This window comes from Streptomyces malachitofuscus, assembly GCF_055571035.1.
The window spans coordinates 164,215-179,778 of the sequence record NZ_JBVIGA010000013.1 but is presented as its reverse complement, the minus strand read 5'-3'; the positions used below and the strand labels follow the sequence as shown (position 1 = coordinate 179,778).

Below are 15,564 nucleotides of genomic sequence, written 5' to 3'. Positions count from 1 at the left end.
CCCGGAGAGGGGTACGGGAGCCGTCACACCGGCCGGAGCTGCTACGGCTTCGCGGATCCGTTCGGCGGCCCAGCGTGCCCGGTACGCCTTCTGTCGGCAGGCGGGCCGGTCGTAGACGGCGTCCCGGCGGTGACCGTGGCCCAGGGCGAACCGGTCCGGCTTCTCGTCGTTGGTCAGGTTTGTGAGCGCCCGACGGCGAGCCGACCCGGTGCGTGGGAGCGGGGCCAGCTCCTGGTATCAGTGCGGCGTGACCGTGCCTGCTGGCTGATCACTTCGCCTGAGAGAGCGAGACCGCGTCGGGGCCGGCGGGGAATCGCAGCTGGCCCGTCGTGTCGTGCACGGCTCGCCACACTGTCTCGGCGACGTCGCTCTCCTTGGTGAACAGGTCCTGGCCCGTGAAGTCGCCCATGGCCTTCTTCGCCCATGGTGCATAGGGCGCCGGGACCAGCTCGTCCAGCGAGGCGCCCTTCGTCGCGTTGGCCGCGAAGTTCGTCGTCAGGCAGGCGCCCGGCTCGACCGTCTTCGCCCGCACACCGAACGGCGCGAGCTCGAGCGCGAGGGAGGCGGTGAACCCCTCGATGGCCATCTTGCTCGCCTTGTAGACGGCCGTGAGCGGCATGTGCCCCAGCACCACGCTCGAGGTCACGTTCACCACAACGCCGGAGCCACGCTCGCGGAACTGGGGCAGCACCGCCTGCGTCATCGCCATCACGCCGAACGTGTTGGTCTCGAAGACCTCCCGCACTCGGGCCATGGGGGTGCCCTCGACCACGCTGATCAAGGGCACGCCCGCGTTGTTGACCAGGACATCGATGGGGCCCTCGGCCTCGAACGCGGCGGTGATGCTCTCGGGCCTGGTCACGTCGAGCTCGATGACGCGGAGCCGGTCCGACTCAGGAAGGACGCCTGGACGCGGCGTCCGCATGGTGGCGATGACGTTCCACCCCTGCGAGTGGAAGTAGAGGGCGGTCTCCCGCCCGTACCCGGATGAGGTACCAGTGATCAGAACTGTCTTCATGTTGTGCCCCTTTGCGATGTGGTGGGATCCATACGGGTAGGCAGGCATTTTCCTGCTCCACGGGAGAACCGGTAATCCCATTGAATCGCTCTGACCTGCGCAGATAGTAGAACTATCCTCGCTACTCCTTGCACGATCCTCCAGTAAAGCCCACCCAGGTCAGGGCAGGAGACCTGCCGACGCACGCACGGCCTGACGCAGGCGGGCGGCGTCCTGGCTGGGGGGCGCGCCGAACTGGCGGCGGTACTCCCGGCTGAACTGCGACGGGTTGTCGTAGCCGACGCGGTGGCCGACTCCGGTGACGTCTCCGGGGTGGGTGGCAAGCAGCAGCCGGGCCTCCTGGAGCCGGATCTGCTTCTGGAACTGGATGGGGCTCATCGCGGTCACCGCTTGGAAGTTGCGGTAGAAGGCGGAGACGCCCATGCCGGACTGCCGGGCCACGTCCTCGACCCGGAAGGGCTGCGCGTAGTGCTCGCGGATCCACCGCACGGCCCGCGAGATGTGGCTGAGGCTGCTGTCGGCCAGGCCGAGCTGGCGAACCGTCGCACCCTGCTCGCCGGTGATCAGACGCCACAGGATCTCGCGCTTGACCAGCGGGGCCAGTACGGCCCGGTCACGGGGCTCGTCGAGCAGGCGCAACAGCCGGACCACCGCGTCCAGCAGCGCGGCCGGAGCGTCACTGACGGTGATCCCCGACGGCGCGCCCCCGCTGCTCCGGGGGGCGTCTCCGGGCCCGGCCTCAAGCAACAGCTCGGCAACGGCGGACGGTTCCAGGACGAGACCGAACCCCAGCGCCGGCTGCTTGGGGTCGGCCTGGGTGAACTGCCCTGTGACCGGCAGATCGACGGATGCAACCAGGTACTGCCCGGGCCCGTACTCGAACACCCTCTCACCCAGGGCGAGGCGTTTGGCGCCCTGCGCGATGACCGCCAGGAGCGTGCCGGACATCGAAGGCGCCGGCGGATCAGGGCGGTCGACCTTCGAGATGAGGACGCCGTCGACGGCGGTGGTCCAGTCGGGCCGCGCATGGCGGGCCAGCAGGGTGCGGAGTTCTTCGAGGTACATGCGTCCATTGCAGCACCATTCCGCGCCGCGGTTCCCGAAGCCGCGAGGATCATGCAAGTGCGAACGAGTATCGGTCTAACGTTTTCGCAGGTCAACACGCTTGAATGGAATCACCGCACTCCATCACCGAAGAGGAAGAGAAGAATCCATGATTGCCAACTACGGCTTCGGCGCCACCCTGACCGCCAGGCCCGGTATGGGCGACCAGCTCGTCGACCTGCTGCTGACCGGACTGAACGAGGGCAGCCCCGGCGCGAGCGAATACTGCCTCGTCTACCTCGTCTCCCGCTCCGCGTCCGACCCCGACGTCGTCCACGTCGCCGAAGGCTGGACCAGCGAGGAGGACCACCACCGCGTCTTCGCCGGCAAGACCGCCCAGGCCATCGTGGCGCAGATCGACCCGCTGCTCGCCAAGGACTCCGAGTACACCGACTACGTTCCGGTCCGCGGCAAATCCGCCCTCTGAGCCGCCGAACACCCCACACGCCAGCCTCTGCCGCCTCGGCGCCCACCGAGCCGCCCCCCGTCCTCGCCCTACCGTCCCGCCACCACCCACGAGAGGCAACGACCATGACCACAGCACGCCCCTCCCTCGACCCCGAACTGCATGAACTCCTGGCCGACATGCCGCTGATGTCCCAGCTCAGCCCGGAAGTGCTGGCGCAGGTACGTCCCTTCTCCTCGATGCCCGTCGAACCCCTCCTCGAAGGTCGCGCTGTCGACCGGCGCGAGGTCACCGTTGCGAGCCCGGACGGCACTCCGATCCCCTTGTCCGTCTTCAGCCCCGCGAACAGCGATCGCACCGCTGCCGCACCCTGCGTCTACTGGATGCACGGCGGCGGGATGGTCATGGGCGACCGCTTCTCACAGATCGACATCCCGCTGGAGTGGCTCGACGAGTTCGGCGCCGTCGTGGTCTCCGTCGACTACCGGCTCGCGCCCGAGTCCACCGGCACCATCCCGGTCGACGACTGCTACCAGGGACTGGTCTGGATCGCCGACCACGCCGCCGAACTGGGCATCGACCCCGCCCGGATCATCGTCGCAGGCGCCAGCGCGGGCGGCGGCCTCGCCGCCGGCGTCACCCTGCTGGCCCGCGACCTCGGCACCCCGACGATCGCCGCCCAAGTCCTGATCGGCCCCATGCTCGACCACCGCAACACCACCACCTCCAGCCTCCAGTACTCGAACGGGTCCGGCGTCTGGACCCGCGAGATGAACGGATTCGGATGGCGCTGCCTCCTCGGCGACCTCACCGACGACGAGGTACCCGCATACGTCTCACCCGCCCTGGCCGACGACCTCGCGGGCCTGCCGACCACCTACATCGACACCGGCTCCGCCGAAGTCTTCCGCGACGAGGACACCGCCTACGCCACCCGCATCTGGGCGGCCGGCGGCCAGGCCGAACTCCACGTCTGGGCAGGCGGCTTCCACGGATTCGACGCCCTGTACCCGCAGGCACACATCTCGGCCACAGCCCGCCGAACCCGCACCGACTGGCTCGCCCGGCTCCTGCCCACGAACCCCGCCGCATAGGTGAAGTCGACGAGTTCCGGTCGTACGCTTCAGCCTCGGCCATGACCTCGGCGTCTGCTGTCTCCGGGCGCGAGCAGGCTGGTGACCTCGGCGATCGCCTCCGCCGAGGGGTGGAAGTAGCGCCGTACGTTCTCCGGCTTCCTGCGCCGGGACTTCGCCATCAGCATGGGCAGGCCGGCCCCGGCCTCGCCGAGGTGGGTGAGACCGGAATGGCGGTATTCGTGCAGGTCCCAGCCTGTGCCCGGCACCCCGCCGACTGCGGTGTGGGCGTCGAGCAGGGCGCGGGCCTGGCCGTACGACAGCCGGACCAGCCCGGTGTCCGGGCACACGTCACGCGGCGCGGGGACCTTGCTGGGACCCGGCTTGCGGTGGGTGACGAACACCGGCCCGCGCGTGCGGCCCTTGATCAGCCGGGGCAGCAGGCGGGCGGTGCCGGCGTCCCCGTACACGGGCTCCATGACGTGGTCCTCGCGCGGGGCACCGCGGCGGCGGGTACGCGGCTTCGAGCCCTTGGCCTTCACCGGGGCCCTGCGGGCGGCAAGGTCCAGCTCCTCGATGGTGACACCGAGGATCTCCTCCGCCCGCGCGACGGTCTCGTACAGCATCCGCCACAGCGTCTTCTCCCGCAGGTGGACCTCGCGCCGGGCGATCAGCAGTTGGTCGAGCGCAGCCTGCGAAGCTCTGCAGACGTCGAGCAGTTCATGGCTTCGGGCAACGCGGGTCCCTGCCGAGAGTCCGGCAGGGGCCCGTGGTGTCGAGAGCCGAGGAGGGCCGGGACCTGTCCCTGGATCGCAGCATCCTGGCCGACACGGCTTACCGTCTGCTGGTGGCTTGACGGAAGGGCGTCACTTCAGGTGCCGGGCGAGGAATCGGCCCGCTTCGTCGCCGGCGGACTGCGGGACGCCGGTGTGCCCGCCCATGTTGGCGTGCAGGGTCTTCTCCTTGGAGCCGAAGGCGTCGAACAGGTCCAGGGCCGCCTGCCGGTCATTCCCTTCGTCGTCCCACTGCAGCAGGACGTGCAGCGGAATGGTGACCTGGCGGGCCTCCTCGAACATGGCCCGGGGGACGAAACTCCCGGCGAACAGAACAGCGGCCGAGATGCGCGGCTCGACCACCGCCAGCCGGGTCCCGATGGAGATCACTCCCCCCGAGTAACCGACCGGGCCGCCGATCTCGGGCAATGACAGGAGGGCGTCCAGGGCGGCCTGCCATTCCGGGACCGACTTGTCGACGAGCGGGAGGATGAGGGCGTCGATGATCTCGTCGCTGACCGGCGCGCCGGCTTCCATGGCCCGGCGCAGGTCGGTGCGGGCCTGCTCTGCGGCGGGCCAACGGGGCCGGTCGCCGCTTCCGGGGAGCTCGATGGTAGCCGTGGCGAAGCCGTCCGCCGCAGCGTGCCGGGCCCGGGCCACCAGCCGGGGGTACGTCTTGCGCAGCCCGAGAGGAGGGGGGCTGAGCAGGATCAGCGGCGCCGGGGCGGACGCGGATGCGGGCGTCCACAGGATGCCGGGGATCTCACCCAGGGTGAATTCGCGCTCGAGGACAGCGTCGTCGAGACGCTGTTCAGAAGTGAAGTGCATGGTCGTGCCTTTCGGGAGTGCCATTGACGGCGCTCCCGGACGACCTATCGCCCGACCGTGACCCCGGAGGGGAGCACCCATGTCGATACGTTCACGGGTACCACCTCCTCGGTCTCTTGCACGGCCTCCGGAAACGTAGCAGTGGCTGCCGTGGTTCCGCCAACGGGTTTTTGCGGAGGCTCTGTGGCCGAACACCATGACGTCGGAGTCTCGCCTTTCACTGGTCAGGAAGCGCACGTCCGCCACCGATTCGAGCACCGAAGAACCGGTATTTCATGGAATCAGATGTGCCAAGTAGTTCAGCCTTTGCCCTGGTTGACCGCGACGATCGGCAGGAGCGTCGCGGTCGCCGGAACTCCGATCTCGTGGGGTGTCTCCCACTCCTGGCAGTCCCGGAAGAACGTCCTGGGCGCGGTGGGATAACCGGCCTTCGTGCGAGGGGACAGCGGTTTGCCGCCCCGCTGCCCATCCACGCCGTGATGCCCGATCTCGAACCCTTCGCCCTAACCGGGCAGCGGCGCCCGGCGAAGTCCAGGTCCTCGACGTTCACGCCGAGGATCTCCTCCGCTCGGGCGGCGGTCTCGTAGAGCATCCGCCACAGCGTCTTCCGCCGCAGGTGCACCTCCCGGCGCGCGATCAGCCGGTCGTCGCCATCTTCGAGCGGGCCAAGGTCTCGGGGTCCGGCACCGCCGGCCGCCTCGCCCAGGCCGGGACCATCGGCCCGTCGTCGCCGCGCTCCCGGCACCAGCCGAGCCAGGAAAGCACCCCCGCCCGGCGGGCGCTGGGGGAGGCGCGACTGCCCGTGGTCTGCGGGGGGATCGGCACGACTGCCCGCGGAGTGCTGGGGAGTGATGGTGGCCGCCCGCGGAGCGCGGCCGGGCGGCACCCGGTGGGGCACACGCGCGGGCACGCGCAGGCGCCCGATGTGCCCCACCGCGGCGGGGAACGCGTCAGGTGGTTCCCCGGTCGGTGCCCGCCGGCCGGCCCAGTGTGCTCTCCCGCTCCACGAGCTGGTAGTCCGCCCAGATACGGCGCGGTTCCGGCGCCCGGTCGTTCAGCCGGGCGAGCACCGATTCCACCGCCAGCCGGCCGATGGCGGCCTTGTCCGGCGACACGGACGTGAGCGTCACCGCGCCGAAGCGGCCCTCGATCACGTCGTCGAAGCCGACCACGGCGATGTCCTCCGGTACCCGCAGCCCCCGCTCGTGCAGCACCCTCATCGCCCCGATCGCCATCGGGTCGTTGTAGGCGAACACCGCGTCCGGCCGCCGCCCGCTGTCCAGGATGTGGTTCATCGCCCGCGCTCCGTCGGCGTGTCCCCAGCCGTCGGTGGCCGCGACGAGGCCCTCGTCGGCGGGCAGCCCCGCCGCCGTCAGCTCCTCGCGCCAGCCGCGTACCCGGAGTTGGGCCGGCTCGCTGCGCCCGCGCCGTGCCCCGATGAACGCCACCTCCCGTCGCCCCAGGTCGATCAGGTGCCGCACGGCGGCACGGGCCGCGGCGACGTTGTCGATGGCGATGTGGTCGTACGGCAGGTCGTAGTCCCGCTCGCCGAGCAGGACCAGCGGCACGTCGTGCGCGCGGTCGCGCAGGTCCTCGGTCTCCAGCTCGATGGGACTGAGGATGAGCCCGTCGATGACCCGGGCCCGGAAGCCCTGGCTCACCAGGAGCTCCTGCTCGCGGGATCCGCCCGTGTGGTCGAGCAGCACGATGTAGTCGTGCCCGGACGCCGCGTCGATGACGGAGGCGGCCAGTTCGGCGAAGTACGGGTTCCCGAGTTCCGGCAGCGCCAGGGCGATGATGCCCGTACGCCCCTTCCTCAGGTGCCTGGCGGCGAGGTTGGGCTGGTAGCCGAGCGCGTCGATGGACCGCTGGACACGCTCGCGCATGGCCGGGGTGACGTGCTGGTAGTTGTTCACCACGTTGGAGACGGTCTTGATGGAGACCCCCGCGTGCGCGGCGACGTCCTTGAGGCTGACCCGCACGGCAATCCCTTCGTGAGCGGCCCGACTCGGTTGGCCGGTGCGGAAACGGTGCCGTCACCATGAGTCGTGCGCCGAGCCGCCGGGCTCAAGTTTTACAACGTTATACATGCCGTTCCGTGGCACTGACAAGGCCGCGGAAGTCCCGTTCCGGGAGGCTGTCGCGGTCCACCGTCACCACTCTCGCCCCGCGGTCGGGCAGCGGCGCCGGGAGCGGCTCGCGCACCGTCACCCTCCCGAGCTCTCCCGCACGATCAGCCGGTGTCCCGCCGTCTCGTCGACCGCCGGCCCGCCCGGTCCGCCGGCGTCTATGCGCTCCAGCAAAAGCTCCACCGCGCGCCGCGCGATACCGGGCTTGTCGGGGGAGACCGTGGTGATCGTGGGGATGCTGAACCGGGTCGCCTCGATGTCGTCGAACCCGGTCACGTCCAGGTCCTCGGGGACCGACCAGCCGTCCTCGTGGAGCGCGCGCACCGCGCCGAGCGCCAGGTGGTCGTTGAGGCAGAGCAGAGCGTCCGGCCGTCGCGGCAGCCGCATGAGGGTGCGTGCGGCGGCGGCGCCGTCGGCCCAGCGGAACGCGGGCACCGGAAGGACCAGCTCCTCGGGGACCGGGAGCCCCGCCGCGGACAGGGCCTGCTGATAGCCGAGGGTGCGCAGCCGGCTGGTGTTCTGCGTTCCGCGCAGATCGCCGCCGATCACCGCGATCCGCCGACGGCCCCTGGCCAGCAGATGTTCGGTCGCCTCCCGTGCCGCCGTCACGTTGTCGATCGCCACGTGGTCGGCGCTGCCCGGCGGGTTGTACTCACCGAGCAGCACCAGCGGCAGCCGGGTGTCACGGCCCGCCAGATCGCGGGGCTGCAGGGCCAGCGGCGAGAGGATGACGCCGTCGGTGAACTGTGCGTCGAACCCGTGCACGGCAGCCAGTTCCTTCTCCCGCCGGCCGCCGGTCTCCAGCAGGAGCGTCGTGCTTCCGCGGCGCTCGGTCTCCGCCATGACGTGTTTCGCCAGCTCCGCGAAGTAGGCGATGTCCAGCTCCGGCACGGCCAGAGCGATCACCCCCGTACGACCCCGGCGCAGCTGGCGCCCGGCGATGTTGACCCGGTAGCCGAGCGCGTCGATGGCCTCGCGCACCGCGGTCCGGGTCTGCTCGGAGACGTGCTCGTAGTCGTTGAGGACGTTCGACACCGTCTTCGCCGAGACGCCGGCGTACTCCGCGACGTCCTTGATCCTGGGCCTGCCCATGCTTCCCTTCTCGTACCTCCCGTTGTCCCGGGATCGTAACGGCAGCTCCGGGCCGTCCGGCCGCGCACGGCCCGGACGGTTCCTTCGAGAACTTCCGCCATCGCCATTTACATCGATGTAATCGTATGGTCGCATGACCCCGTACCCAGCGCACCTGCACTGATGAGGAGCAGCATGAGCACGCCCCCGCCCCTGGACGTCCCGCGTCCGGAGTACCCCCGGCCCCAGTTCGTCCGCGAGGCCTGGCTGAACCTCAACGGCCGCTGGCAGTTCGAGACCGACCGCGGGGACAGCGGACTGGAGCGCGGACTGCGCGAGCGCGACCTGGCGGACGAGATCGTCGTGCCCTTCTGCCCCGAGTCCACGCTGTCGGGCATCGGGGACACGGACTTCATGGAAGCCGTCTGGTACCGGCGCACGGTGACGCTCCCGGACGAGTGGTCCGGCTCCGACGTCCTGCTGCACTTCGGTGCCGTGGACCACGACGCCACCGTCTGGGTGAACGGCACCGAAGTGGCCCGCCACCGCGGCGGTTTCACCCCCTTCACCGCGGAACTGCGCGGTGTGGCCGCCCCTGGCGAACAAGCCGTGATCGTGGTCCGCGCCCGCGACACCCGGCACGGCCCGCAGGCGCGCGGCAAGCAGGCCACCTGGTACGCCAACACCCACTGCCACTACACCCGTACCACCGGCATCTGGCAGACGGTGTGGCTCGAGCCGGTGCCGGCCGCGGCCCGCCTCAAGCGTCCGCGCATCACCCCCGACCTGGGCTCGAACTCCTTCCACATCGACCTGCCGGTCACCGGTAACCTGCCGGGACACCGAGTGCGCGCGGTGCTCTCGGACGGACTCGGAGAGGTGGTCACCGCCTCCGTCCGGGCCGACCTCGACCTGTGCCCCAGGCTGGTGCTGACCGTGCCGGAGGGCCGGGTGCGCACCTGGTCACCGGCCGACCCGCACCTGTACGACGTGCGCCTCCAGCTCCTCGACGGGGCGGGCGGGGTCGTCGACGAGGCGACGTCGTACGCGGGACTGCGGTCGGTCGCCGTCCACGGCAAGCGGGTGCTGATCAACGGGGAGCCGGTGTTCCAGCGGCTGGTGCTGGACCAGGGGTACTACCCGGACGGTCTGATGACCGCCCCCACCGACGGCGACCTCGTGCGCGACATCGAACTCGGGCTGCGGGTCGGCTTCAACGGGGCCCGGCTGCACCAGAAGGTGTTCGAGGAGCGCTACCTCTACCACGCCGACCGGCTCGGCTACCTCGTCTGGGGCGAGTTCGGCGACTGGGGCTGCGAGACCGGCGTCCGCGACGACAACCAGCGTCCCGACGCGAGCTACGCCGCCCAGTGGCTCGAAGCCCTGGAACGTGACCACTCGCACCCGTCGATCATCGGCTGGTGCCCGCTGAACGAGACGTACCAGAACCTGCACGACCGGATCACCGCGCTCGACGACGTCACCCGGGCGATGTTCCTGGCCACCAAGCAGGCGGACCCGAGCCGCCCCGTGATCGACGCCTCCGGCTACGCCCACCGCGTCCCGGAGACCGACGTGTACGACTCGCACTGCTACGAGCAGGACCCGCAGGCGTTCGCCAGGACCATGGCGGGACTCGCCGAGGACCGTCCCTACGTCAACACCGGCCCCGACGGCCGTACCTGGTCGGTGCCCTACCGCGGACAGCCCTACTTGTGCAGCGAGTTCGGGGGCATCTGGTGGGACGCGGCGGCCGCCGCCACCGCGGCCGGCGACGAGGCCGGGACCTCGTGGGGATACGGCGAACGGCCGCGCACCGCCGAGGAGTTCCTGACCCGCTTCACCGGCCTCGTCGACGTCCTGCTCGACGACCCGGACATGTTCGGCTACTGCTACACCCAGCTCACCGACGTCTTCCAGGAGCGCAACGGAGTCTACGGCTTCGACCGAGGCGAGAAGTTCGACACCGCCGCACTGCGCCGCGTCCAACAGCGCACGGCCGCCTGCGAATTGGCCGGCTGACGGCATCCCACCCGGCCCCGGCGGACGGCCGAACCGGGCCCCGGCCCCACGGAGCTGCGCCGGCACCGTCCGCCGACGATGTACATCGATGTAGAGAAAGGTAGTGCCATGGTCGACCTGCCCGGCCCACGGGCCGCCTCCGCCAGGCCGGAAGGCAGCCGCGCCGCACCCTCCCGACGGGGCCTGCTGCGGGCTTCGTTGGCCTCGGCCGCCGTGCTCCTCGGCGGCGGAGCACTGGCCGGCTGCGGTGCGGCGGCAGCCTCGTCCGACCCGCGCACCGTGCGCATGTGGGACCTGTTCAGCGGCGCCGACGGCGCCCTCCTCGACGAACTCGTCGACATCGCCCGGCCCGACATGCCCGGGACCCGTGTCGAGCGGACCGTGCTGGAATGGGGCACGCCCTACTACACCAAGCTCGCCATGGCCTCGGCCGGCGGGCGCGGCCCGGACGTCGCCGTCTCCCACATGTCGCGTCTGGCGGGATACGCGCCCCTCGGGCTCCTCGACGCCTGGGACACCGGCCTGCTGGCCGAATTCGGCATCCGTGAGAAGGACTTCGCCGAGGCGGTGTGGAGCCGCACCCAGTACCGGGACCGCACCTACGCGGTACCGCTGGACACTCACCCGTTCATCGTCTTCTTCCACCCGGACACCGCCCGCGAGGCCGGACTGCTCACCGGCGGAGGAGACCTCGACCAGGACGCCTTCTCCACACCCGAGCGCTTCCTCGAGGCGGGACGGGAACTGGCCGCCGCCTCCGGCCGGCAGGGGATCGCCTTCGGCTACGTCAACGACACGGCACAGGGCTGGCGGCTGTTCTACGGGCTGTACCGCCAGACCGGGAACGACTTCGACCTGCCCGTCGGTGGCACGGTCACGGCGGACGTCGACGCCATGACCGAGGTCATCGCCTTCATGCAGAAGCTGGTCGACGGACGGACCAACCCCCGCCGCCTGGACTACCCGGCGGCCATCGCCGCCTTCACCAACCGGCAGACCGGGATGATCCTCTCCGGCGAATGGGAGCTCGGCACCTTCCGGACGGCCGATCCGAAGGTCGGGGCGGCGCCCTTTCCCACCGTCTTCGGCACCCCGGCGGTCTACGCGGACTCCCACTCCTTCGTACTGCCGCGCCGCCCCGACGCGGACGAGGCGCACCGCAGGCGTGCCCACCAGGCGGTGGCCGCGATCCTCAAGGCCGGGCAGGTGTGGGCCAAGGCCGGTCACATCCCGGCGTACCGGCCCGTGACCCGTACCCGGGACTACGCACGCCTGGAGCCGCAGAGCCGGTACGCCTCGGCGGCCGACCACGTGGTCCTCGACCCGGCCGTCTGGTTCGCCGGAGCCGGGTCCGACTTCCAGAACTCCATGTCACAGGTGTTGCAGCAGTCCCTGCTCGACGGCCTGGCGCCCGACCGGGCGGCCCGCGCCATGGTCGAGCGGATCAACACCGCCCTTTCCCAGCCCAGTCCGGCCTGAGCCGCCGCGAAGGAGGCAGCAGATGTCCACCGAACTCGCTTCCCGCGGCCGGCCCCCGGCCGGCCGGACCGGTACGGGACCCGGCGCGATGCTCCGCCGGGTCTTCCCGCCGGGGCTCCTGTTCGCCCTGCCGTTCCTCGTCCTGTTCGCCCTCTTCATGCTCTGGCCGCTGGTGCAGGGCGTCTGGATGAGCCTCACCGACACCTCCCTCTCCGCCCACGACCCGTCCTTCATCGGACTGGACAACTACGCGGAGGCCCTCGGTGACGCCGAGATGTGGCGCACCATCTGGCACACCGTGTGGTTCACCGTGGTGTCCACCGTGCCCCTGGTGGCGGTCGCCCTCGTCATGGCGCTGCTGGTGTACACCGGGCTGCCCGGGCAGTGGGTGTGGCGGCTCGCGTTCTTCGCCCCGTACCTGCTTCCGGTCGGTGTGATCGGCCTGCTGTGGCTGTGGCTGTACCAGCCGGACCTCGGCCTCTACAACCATCTGCTGCAGGCGGCCGGGCTGGACGGCTACGCCTGGCTGAGCGACGAGTCCATCGCCCTGTACGCGATCGTGATCGCCACCCTGTGGTGGACCGTGGGCTTCAACTTCCTGCTGTTCCTGGCGGCGCTGCAGACGGTGCCCGACCACCTCTACGAGGCGGCGGCGCTGGACGGGGCGGGCGCCTGGCGGCGGCTGTGGCATGTCACGCTGCCCCAGCTGCGCCGCATCACCGGTGTGATCACGGTGCTCCAGGTACTGGCCTCGCTGAAGGTCTTCGACCAGGTGTACCTGCTCACCAAGGGCGGGCCCAACGGCTCCACCCGCCCGGTCGTCGAATATCTCTACGACATGGGCTTCACCGGCTACCGCCTCGGCTACGCCTCCGCCATCAGCTACGTGTTCTTCGCCCTCGTCGTCCTCGCCTCCGCCGTGCAGTTCGTCGCCCTTCGCCGCAGGGAGAAGTGACATGACCTCCACCGACGTCGGGACACGCCCCGCCCGCCGCACCGTCTCCCCGCTCCCCGTCGCCCGCCGGGCCCACCGTTCCCGCCCCGTCCCCCCAAGCGGACCCAACCCCACCCTGGGTGCGGGCCGGCTGTCCCGCACCCTGGCCCTGGCGGCCCTCGCGGTGCTGGCGCTGATCTGGCTGCTGCCCATGGCGTGGGCGGTGCTCACCGCGTTCAAGTCCGACCAGGACGCCGGCGATCCGGTCCACTGGATCCTGCCGCAGGGCGGCTTCACCCTGGACGCCTTCCGCACCGTGATCGAGCGCGGTGACCTGCCGCTGTGGATGCTGAACAGCTTCCTCGTCGCCGCGGCCGTCACCGCCGTCACCGTGGCCGTGTCCGCGATGGCCGGGTACGCCTTCTCCCGCACGCTCTTCCGCGGACGCCGGTGGCTGTTCGCCGTCACCGTGGCGTCGATCCTGGTGCCGCCGCAGATGCTGATCGTGCCGTGGTTCCAGCAGATGCTCACCCTGAACCTGGTGGACACCTACGCGGCGGTGATCCTGCCGCAGACGGTCGCCCCGGTGATGGTCTTCATCCTGAAGAAGCACTTCGACACCGTCCCGCGCGAGCTGGAGGAGGCGGCCCGCATCGATGGCGCCGGGCACGCGCGCGTCTTCTGGTCGGTGATGCTGCCGCTGTCCCGCCCCATGCTCGCCGCGGTGTCGATCTTCGTGTTCATCGGGGCGTGGAACAACTTCCTGTGGCCGTTCGTCTCCACGTCCGACCCCGCCCTGATGACCCTGCCGGTCGGCATCACCGCGGTGAAGGACGCCTACGGCATCAACTACGCCCAGACGATGGCGTCCTCGGTCCTGGCGGCGCTGCCCCTGGTGCTGGTGTTCGTCTTCTTCCAGCGGCAGATCGTGAAGTCGGTGGCCACGACGGGCCTGGGAGGGCAGTGACGGGGCCGGCCGTGCGCCGGCCGGGGGATGCCGATGCCGATCGCCCCGGGCCGCTTCGAGCAGCCCGGGGCGATCCGGTGCGCGGCGGCTTCAGCCGGCGACGGCCGCCTTGTCGGTGTCGGCCGCCGTGCCGGACTCCTCGGCAAGGCGTTCCATGCCGCTGGTCGTCCTCAGCGGCTTCTCCTTGAGGAACACCACCGTGATCAGCGCCAGCAGCGCGCAGGGCGTGGCGACCAGGAACAGATCGGCGGTGGCGACCCCGTAGGCGTGCTCGACGACCGCCCGTACCGGCTCGGGAAGGGCGCTCATGTCCGGGACGCTCGACTCGCCGCCGCCGCTCGTGCCCGGGCTCGCGGGGATGCCCGCCGCTTCCATGCCCTTGGTCATCTCGGTGGCGACCCGGCCGGCGAGGATCGCGCCGAGGACGCTGGTGCCGATGGTGCCGCCCATGCTGCGGAAGAAGGACAGCACGGAGGTGGCGGCACCGAGTTCACCGGCGGGTACGTCGTTCTGCGCGGCCAGCACCAGGTTCTGCATCAGCATGCCGACGCCGATGCCGAGCACCGCCATGTAGAGGCTGAGCAGGGCGAAGGAGGTGTCCGCGTCGATGGTGGAGAGCAGACCGAGGCCCACCGTCATGACCGACGCGCCCGCCACCAGGTAGCGCTTCCAGACGCCGGTCCTGCTGATCACCTGCCCCGCCACGGTGGACGACACCAGCAGGCCGAGGATCATGGGCAGGCTCATCAGACCCGCCACGGTGGGCGACTTGCCGAGGGACACCTGGAAGTACTGCGAGAGGAAGACCGTTCCGCCGAACATGGCGACACCCACCAGGAGGCTGGCGACGGTGGTGAGCGTGACGGTGCGGTTGCGGAAGACGTGCAGCGGAATGACCGGCTCGGCCGTGCGGGCCTCGACGAACACGGCGGCGGCCAGCAGCAGGGCACCGGTGCCGGTGAGGGCGGCGGTCTGCCAGGAGGCCCAGTCGAACTCGTTGCCGGCGAGGGTCACCCAGATGAGCAGGGCGCAGACGCCCGCCACGATGAGGAAGGCGCCCAGGAAGTCGATCCTCGCCTCGCGCCGGATCACGGGAAGGCGCAGGGTGCGCTGGAGCAGCACGATGGCGAGCAGCGCGAACGGTACGCCGATGAAGAAGCACCAGCGCCAGCCCAGCCACGAGGTGTCCACCAGGACACCGCCGACCAGCGGCCCGGCCACCGTTCCGACGGCGAACACGGCGCCGAAGATGCCGGCGTACTTGCCGAGCCTGCGAGGCGGGATGATGGCCGCCATCACGACCTGGGCCAGGGCGGTCAGCCCGCCCGCGCCGATGCCCTGCACCACACGGCTGAAGATCAGCAGCTCGACACCGTTCGAGAAGCCCGCGAGCAGCGAGCCGGCCACGAACATGCCCAAGGACAGCTGCAGCAGCAGCTTCTTGTCGAACAGGTCGGACAGCTTGCCCCAGAGCGGGACGGTCGCCGTCATGGCCAGCAGCTCCGAGGTGACGACCCAGGTGTAGGAGGACTGGCCGGCTCCCAGGTCGGCGATGATGGTCGGCAGCGCGTTGGCCACCACGGTGCCGGCGAGGATCGCCACGAACATGCCGGCCATCAGCCCGGACATGGCCTGGAGTATCTGCCGGTTGGGCATGGGAGCGGGCGGCGCCGCCTCGGGCGCCAGTGGTGCGGTCACGGTCGTCTCTCTCAGCGTCGGTGATCAAAGCGGGCTGCGCCCTCTGGTCGGGGGCGAGGTGT

The 15,564-nt window shown here is 70.6% G+C and carries 13 protein-coding genes and 2 pseudogenes; 6 read left to right on the top strand and 9 right to left on the bottom strand.

All coding sequences use genetic code 11. The annotated features are described in order from the left end of the window. Positions 1–268: 268 nt before the first annotated feature. Both ACZ44S_RS20500 and ACZ44S_RS20495 read right to left on the bottom strand, forming a co-directional pair. A complete protein-coding gene (locus ACZ44S_RS20500) occupies positions 269–1,018 on the bottom strand; it encodes an SDR family oxidoreductase (RefSeq protein ID WP_466931032.1) in 750 nt (249 codons plus the stop codon). A 159-nt stretch (positions 1,019–1,177) separates the two neighbouring features. After that, positions 1,178–2,083, bottom strand: coding sequence for an AraC family transcriptional regulator (locus ACZ44S_RS20495; RefSeq protein WP_466931029.1), 906 nt, complete (start codon positions 2,081–2,083; stop codon positions 1,178–1,180). 148 nt (positions 2,084–2,231) lie between these two features. Here ACZ44S_RS20495 and ACZ44S_RS20490 point away from each other — a divergent pair, with 148 nt between their 5' ends. Further along, positions 2,232–2,549, top strand: a complete 318-nt coding sequence (locus ACZ44S_RS20490) for a putative quinol monooxygenase (protein WP_388985207.1) — start codon at positions 2,232–2,234, stop codon at positions 2,547–2,549. 104 nt (positions 2,550–2,653) lie between these two features. Continuing rightward, positions 2,654–3,622, top strand: coding sequence for an alpha/beta hydrolase (locus ACZ44S_RS20485; RefSeq protein ID WP_466931025.1), 969 nt, complete (start codon positions 2,654–2,656; stop codon positions 3,620–3,622). 29 nt (positions 3,623–3,651) lie between these two features. Here the strand turns inward: ACZ44S_RS20485 and ACZ44S_RS20480 are convergent. The 6 genes and pseudogenes from ACZ44S_RS20480 to ACZ44S_RS20455 form a co-directional block, all read right to left on the bottom strand. Continuing rightward, a pseudogene (locus tag ACZ44S_RS20480) lies at positions 3,652–4,275 on the bottom strand (tyrosine-type recombinase/integrase); the annotation flags it as partial. Between the two features lie 192 nt (positions 4,276–4,467). Next, entirely contained in the window at positions 4,468–5,202 is a 735-nt protein-coding gene (locus ACZ44S_RS20475; RefSeq protein ID WP_466931023.1) for a dienelactone hydrolase family protein, read from the bottom strand. A 299-nt stretch (positions 5,203–5,501) separates the two neighbouring features. Next, positions 5,502–5,675 carry a hypothetical protein gene (locus ACZ44S_RS20470; protein WP_466931173.1) on the bottom strand — a complete coding sequence of 58 codons (174 nt, stop codon included), beginning with the start codon at positions 5,673–5,675 and terminating at the stop codon, positions 5,502–5,504. A gap of 11 nt (positions 5,676–5,686) precedes the next feature. Beyond that, positions 5,687–5,985: pseudogene (locus tag ACZ44S_RS20465) on the bottom strand (site-specific integrase); the annotation flags it as partial. 167 nt (positions 5,986–6,152) lie between these two features. After that, complete coding sequence (locus tag ACZ44S_RS20460; protein ID WP_190163028.1) at positions 6,153–7,184, bottom strand: LacI family DNA-binding transcriptional regulator; 1,032 nt, start codon at positions 7,182–7,184, stop codon at positions 6,153–6,155. 225 nt (positions 7,185–7,409) lie between these two features. Then, positions 7,410–8,423, bottom strand: coding sequence for a LacI family DNA-binding transcriptional regulator (locus ACZ44S_RS20455; RefSeq protein ID WP_466931021.1), 1,014 nt, complete (start codon positions 8,421–8,423; stop codon positions 7,410–7,412). A 174-nt stretch (positions 8,424–8,597) separates the two neighbouring features. Between ACZ44S_RS20455 and ACZ44S_RS20450 the strand changes: the two genes are divergently transcribed. The 4 genes from ACZ44S_RS20450 to ACZ44S_RS20435 all read left to right on the top strand — a co-directional run bounded on the left by ACZ44S_RS20450 (position 8,598) and on the right by ACZ44S_RS20435 (position 13,804). Continuing rightward, positions 8,598–10,424: a glycoside hydrolase family 2 protein gene (locus tag ACZ44S_RS20450; protein WP_466931019.1), complete on the top strand. Its 1,827-nt coding sequence runs from the start codon at positions 8,598–8,600 to the stop codon at positions 10,422–10,424. 108 nt (positions 10,425–10,532) lie between these two features. After that, positions 10,533–11,903: an extracellular solute-binding protein gene (locus ACZ44S_RS20445; RefSeq protein ID WP_466931015.1), complete on the top strand. Its 1,371-nt coding sequence runs from the start codon at positions 10,533–10,535 to the stop codon at positions 11,901–11,903. A 22-nt stretch (positions 11,904–11,925) separates the two neighbouring features. Further along, positions 11,926–12,858, top strand: a complete 933-nt coding sequence (locus tag ACZ44S_RS20440) for a carbohydrate ABC transporter permease (RefSeq protein ID WP_466931013.1) — start codon at positions 11,926–11,928, stop codon at positions 12,856–12,858. Between the two features lies 1 nt (position 12,859). Continuing rightward, complete coding sequence (locus tag ACZ44S_RS20435) at positions 12,860–13,804, top strand: carbohydrate ABC transporter permease (protein WP_466931011.1); 945 nt, start codon at positions 12,860–12,862, stop codon at positions 13,802–13,804. 90 nt (positions 13,805–13,894) lie between these two features. Here ACZ44S_RS20435 and ACZ44S_RS20430 read toward each other — a convergent pair whose 3' ends face one another. Further along, entirely contained in the window at positions 13,895–15,460 is a 1,566-nt protein-coding gene (locus tag ACZ44S_RS20430; protein WP_466931167.1) for an MDR family MFS transporter, read from the bottom strand. Positions 15,461–15,564 lie beyond the last annotated feature (104 nt).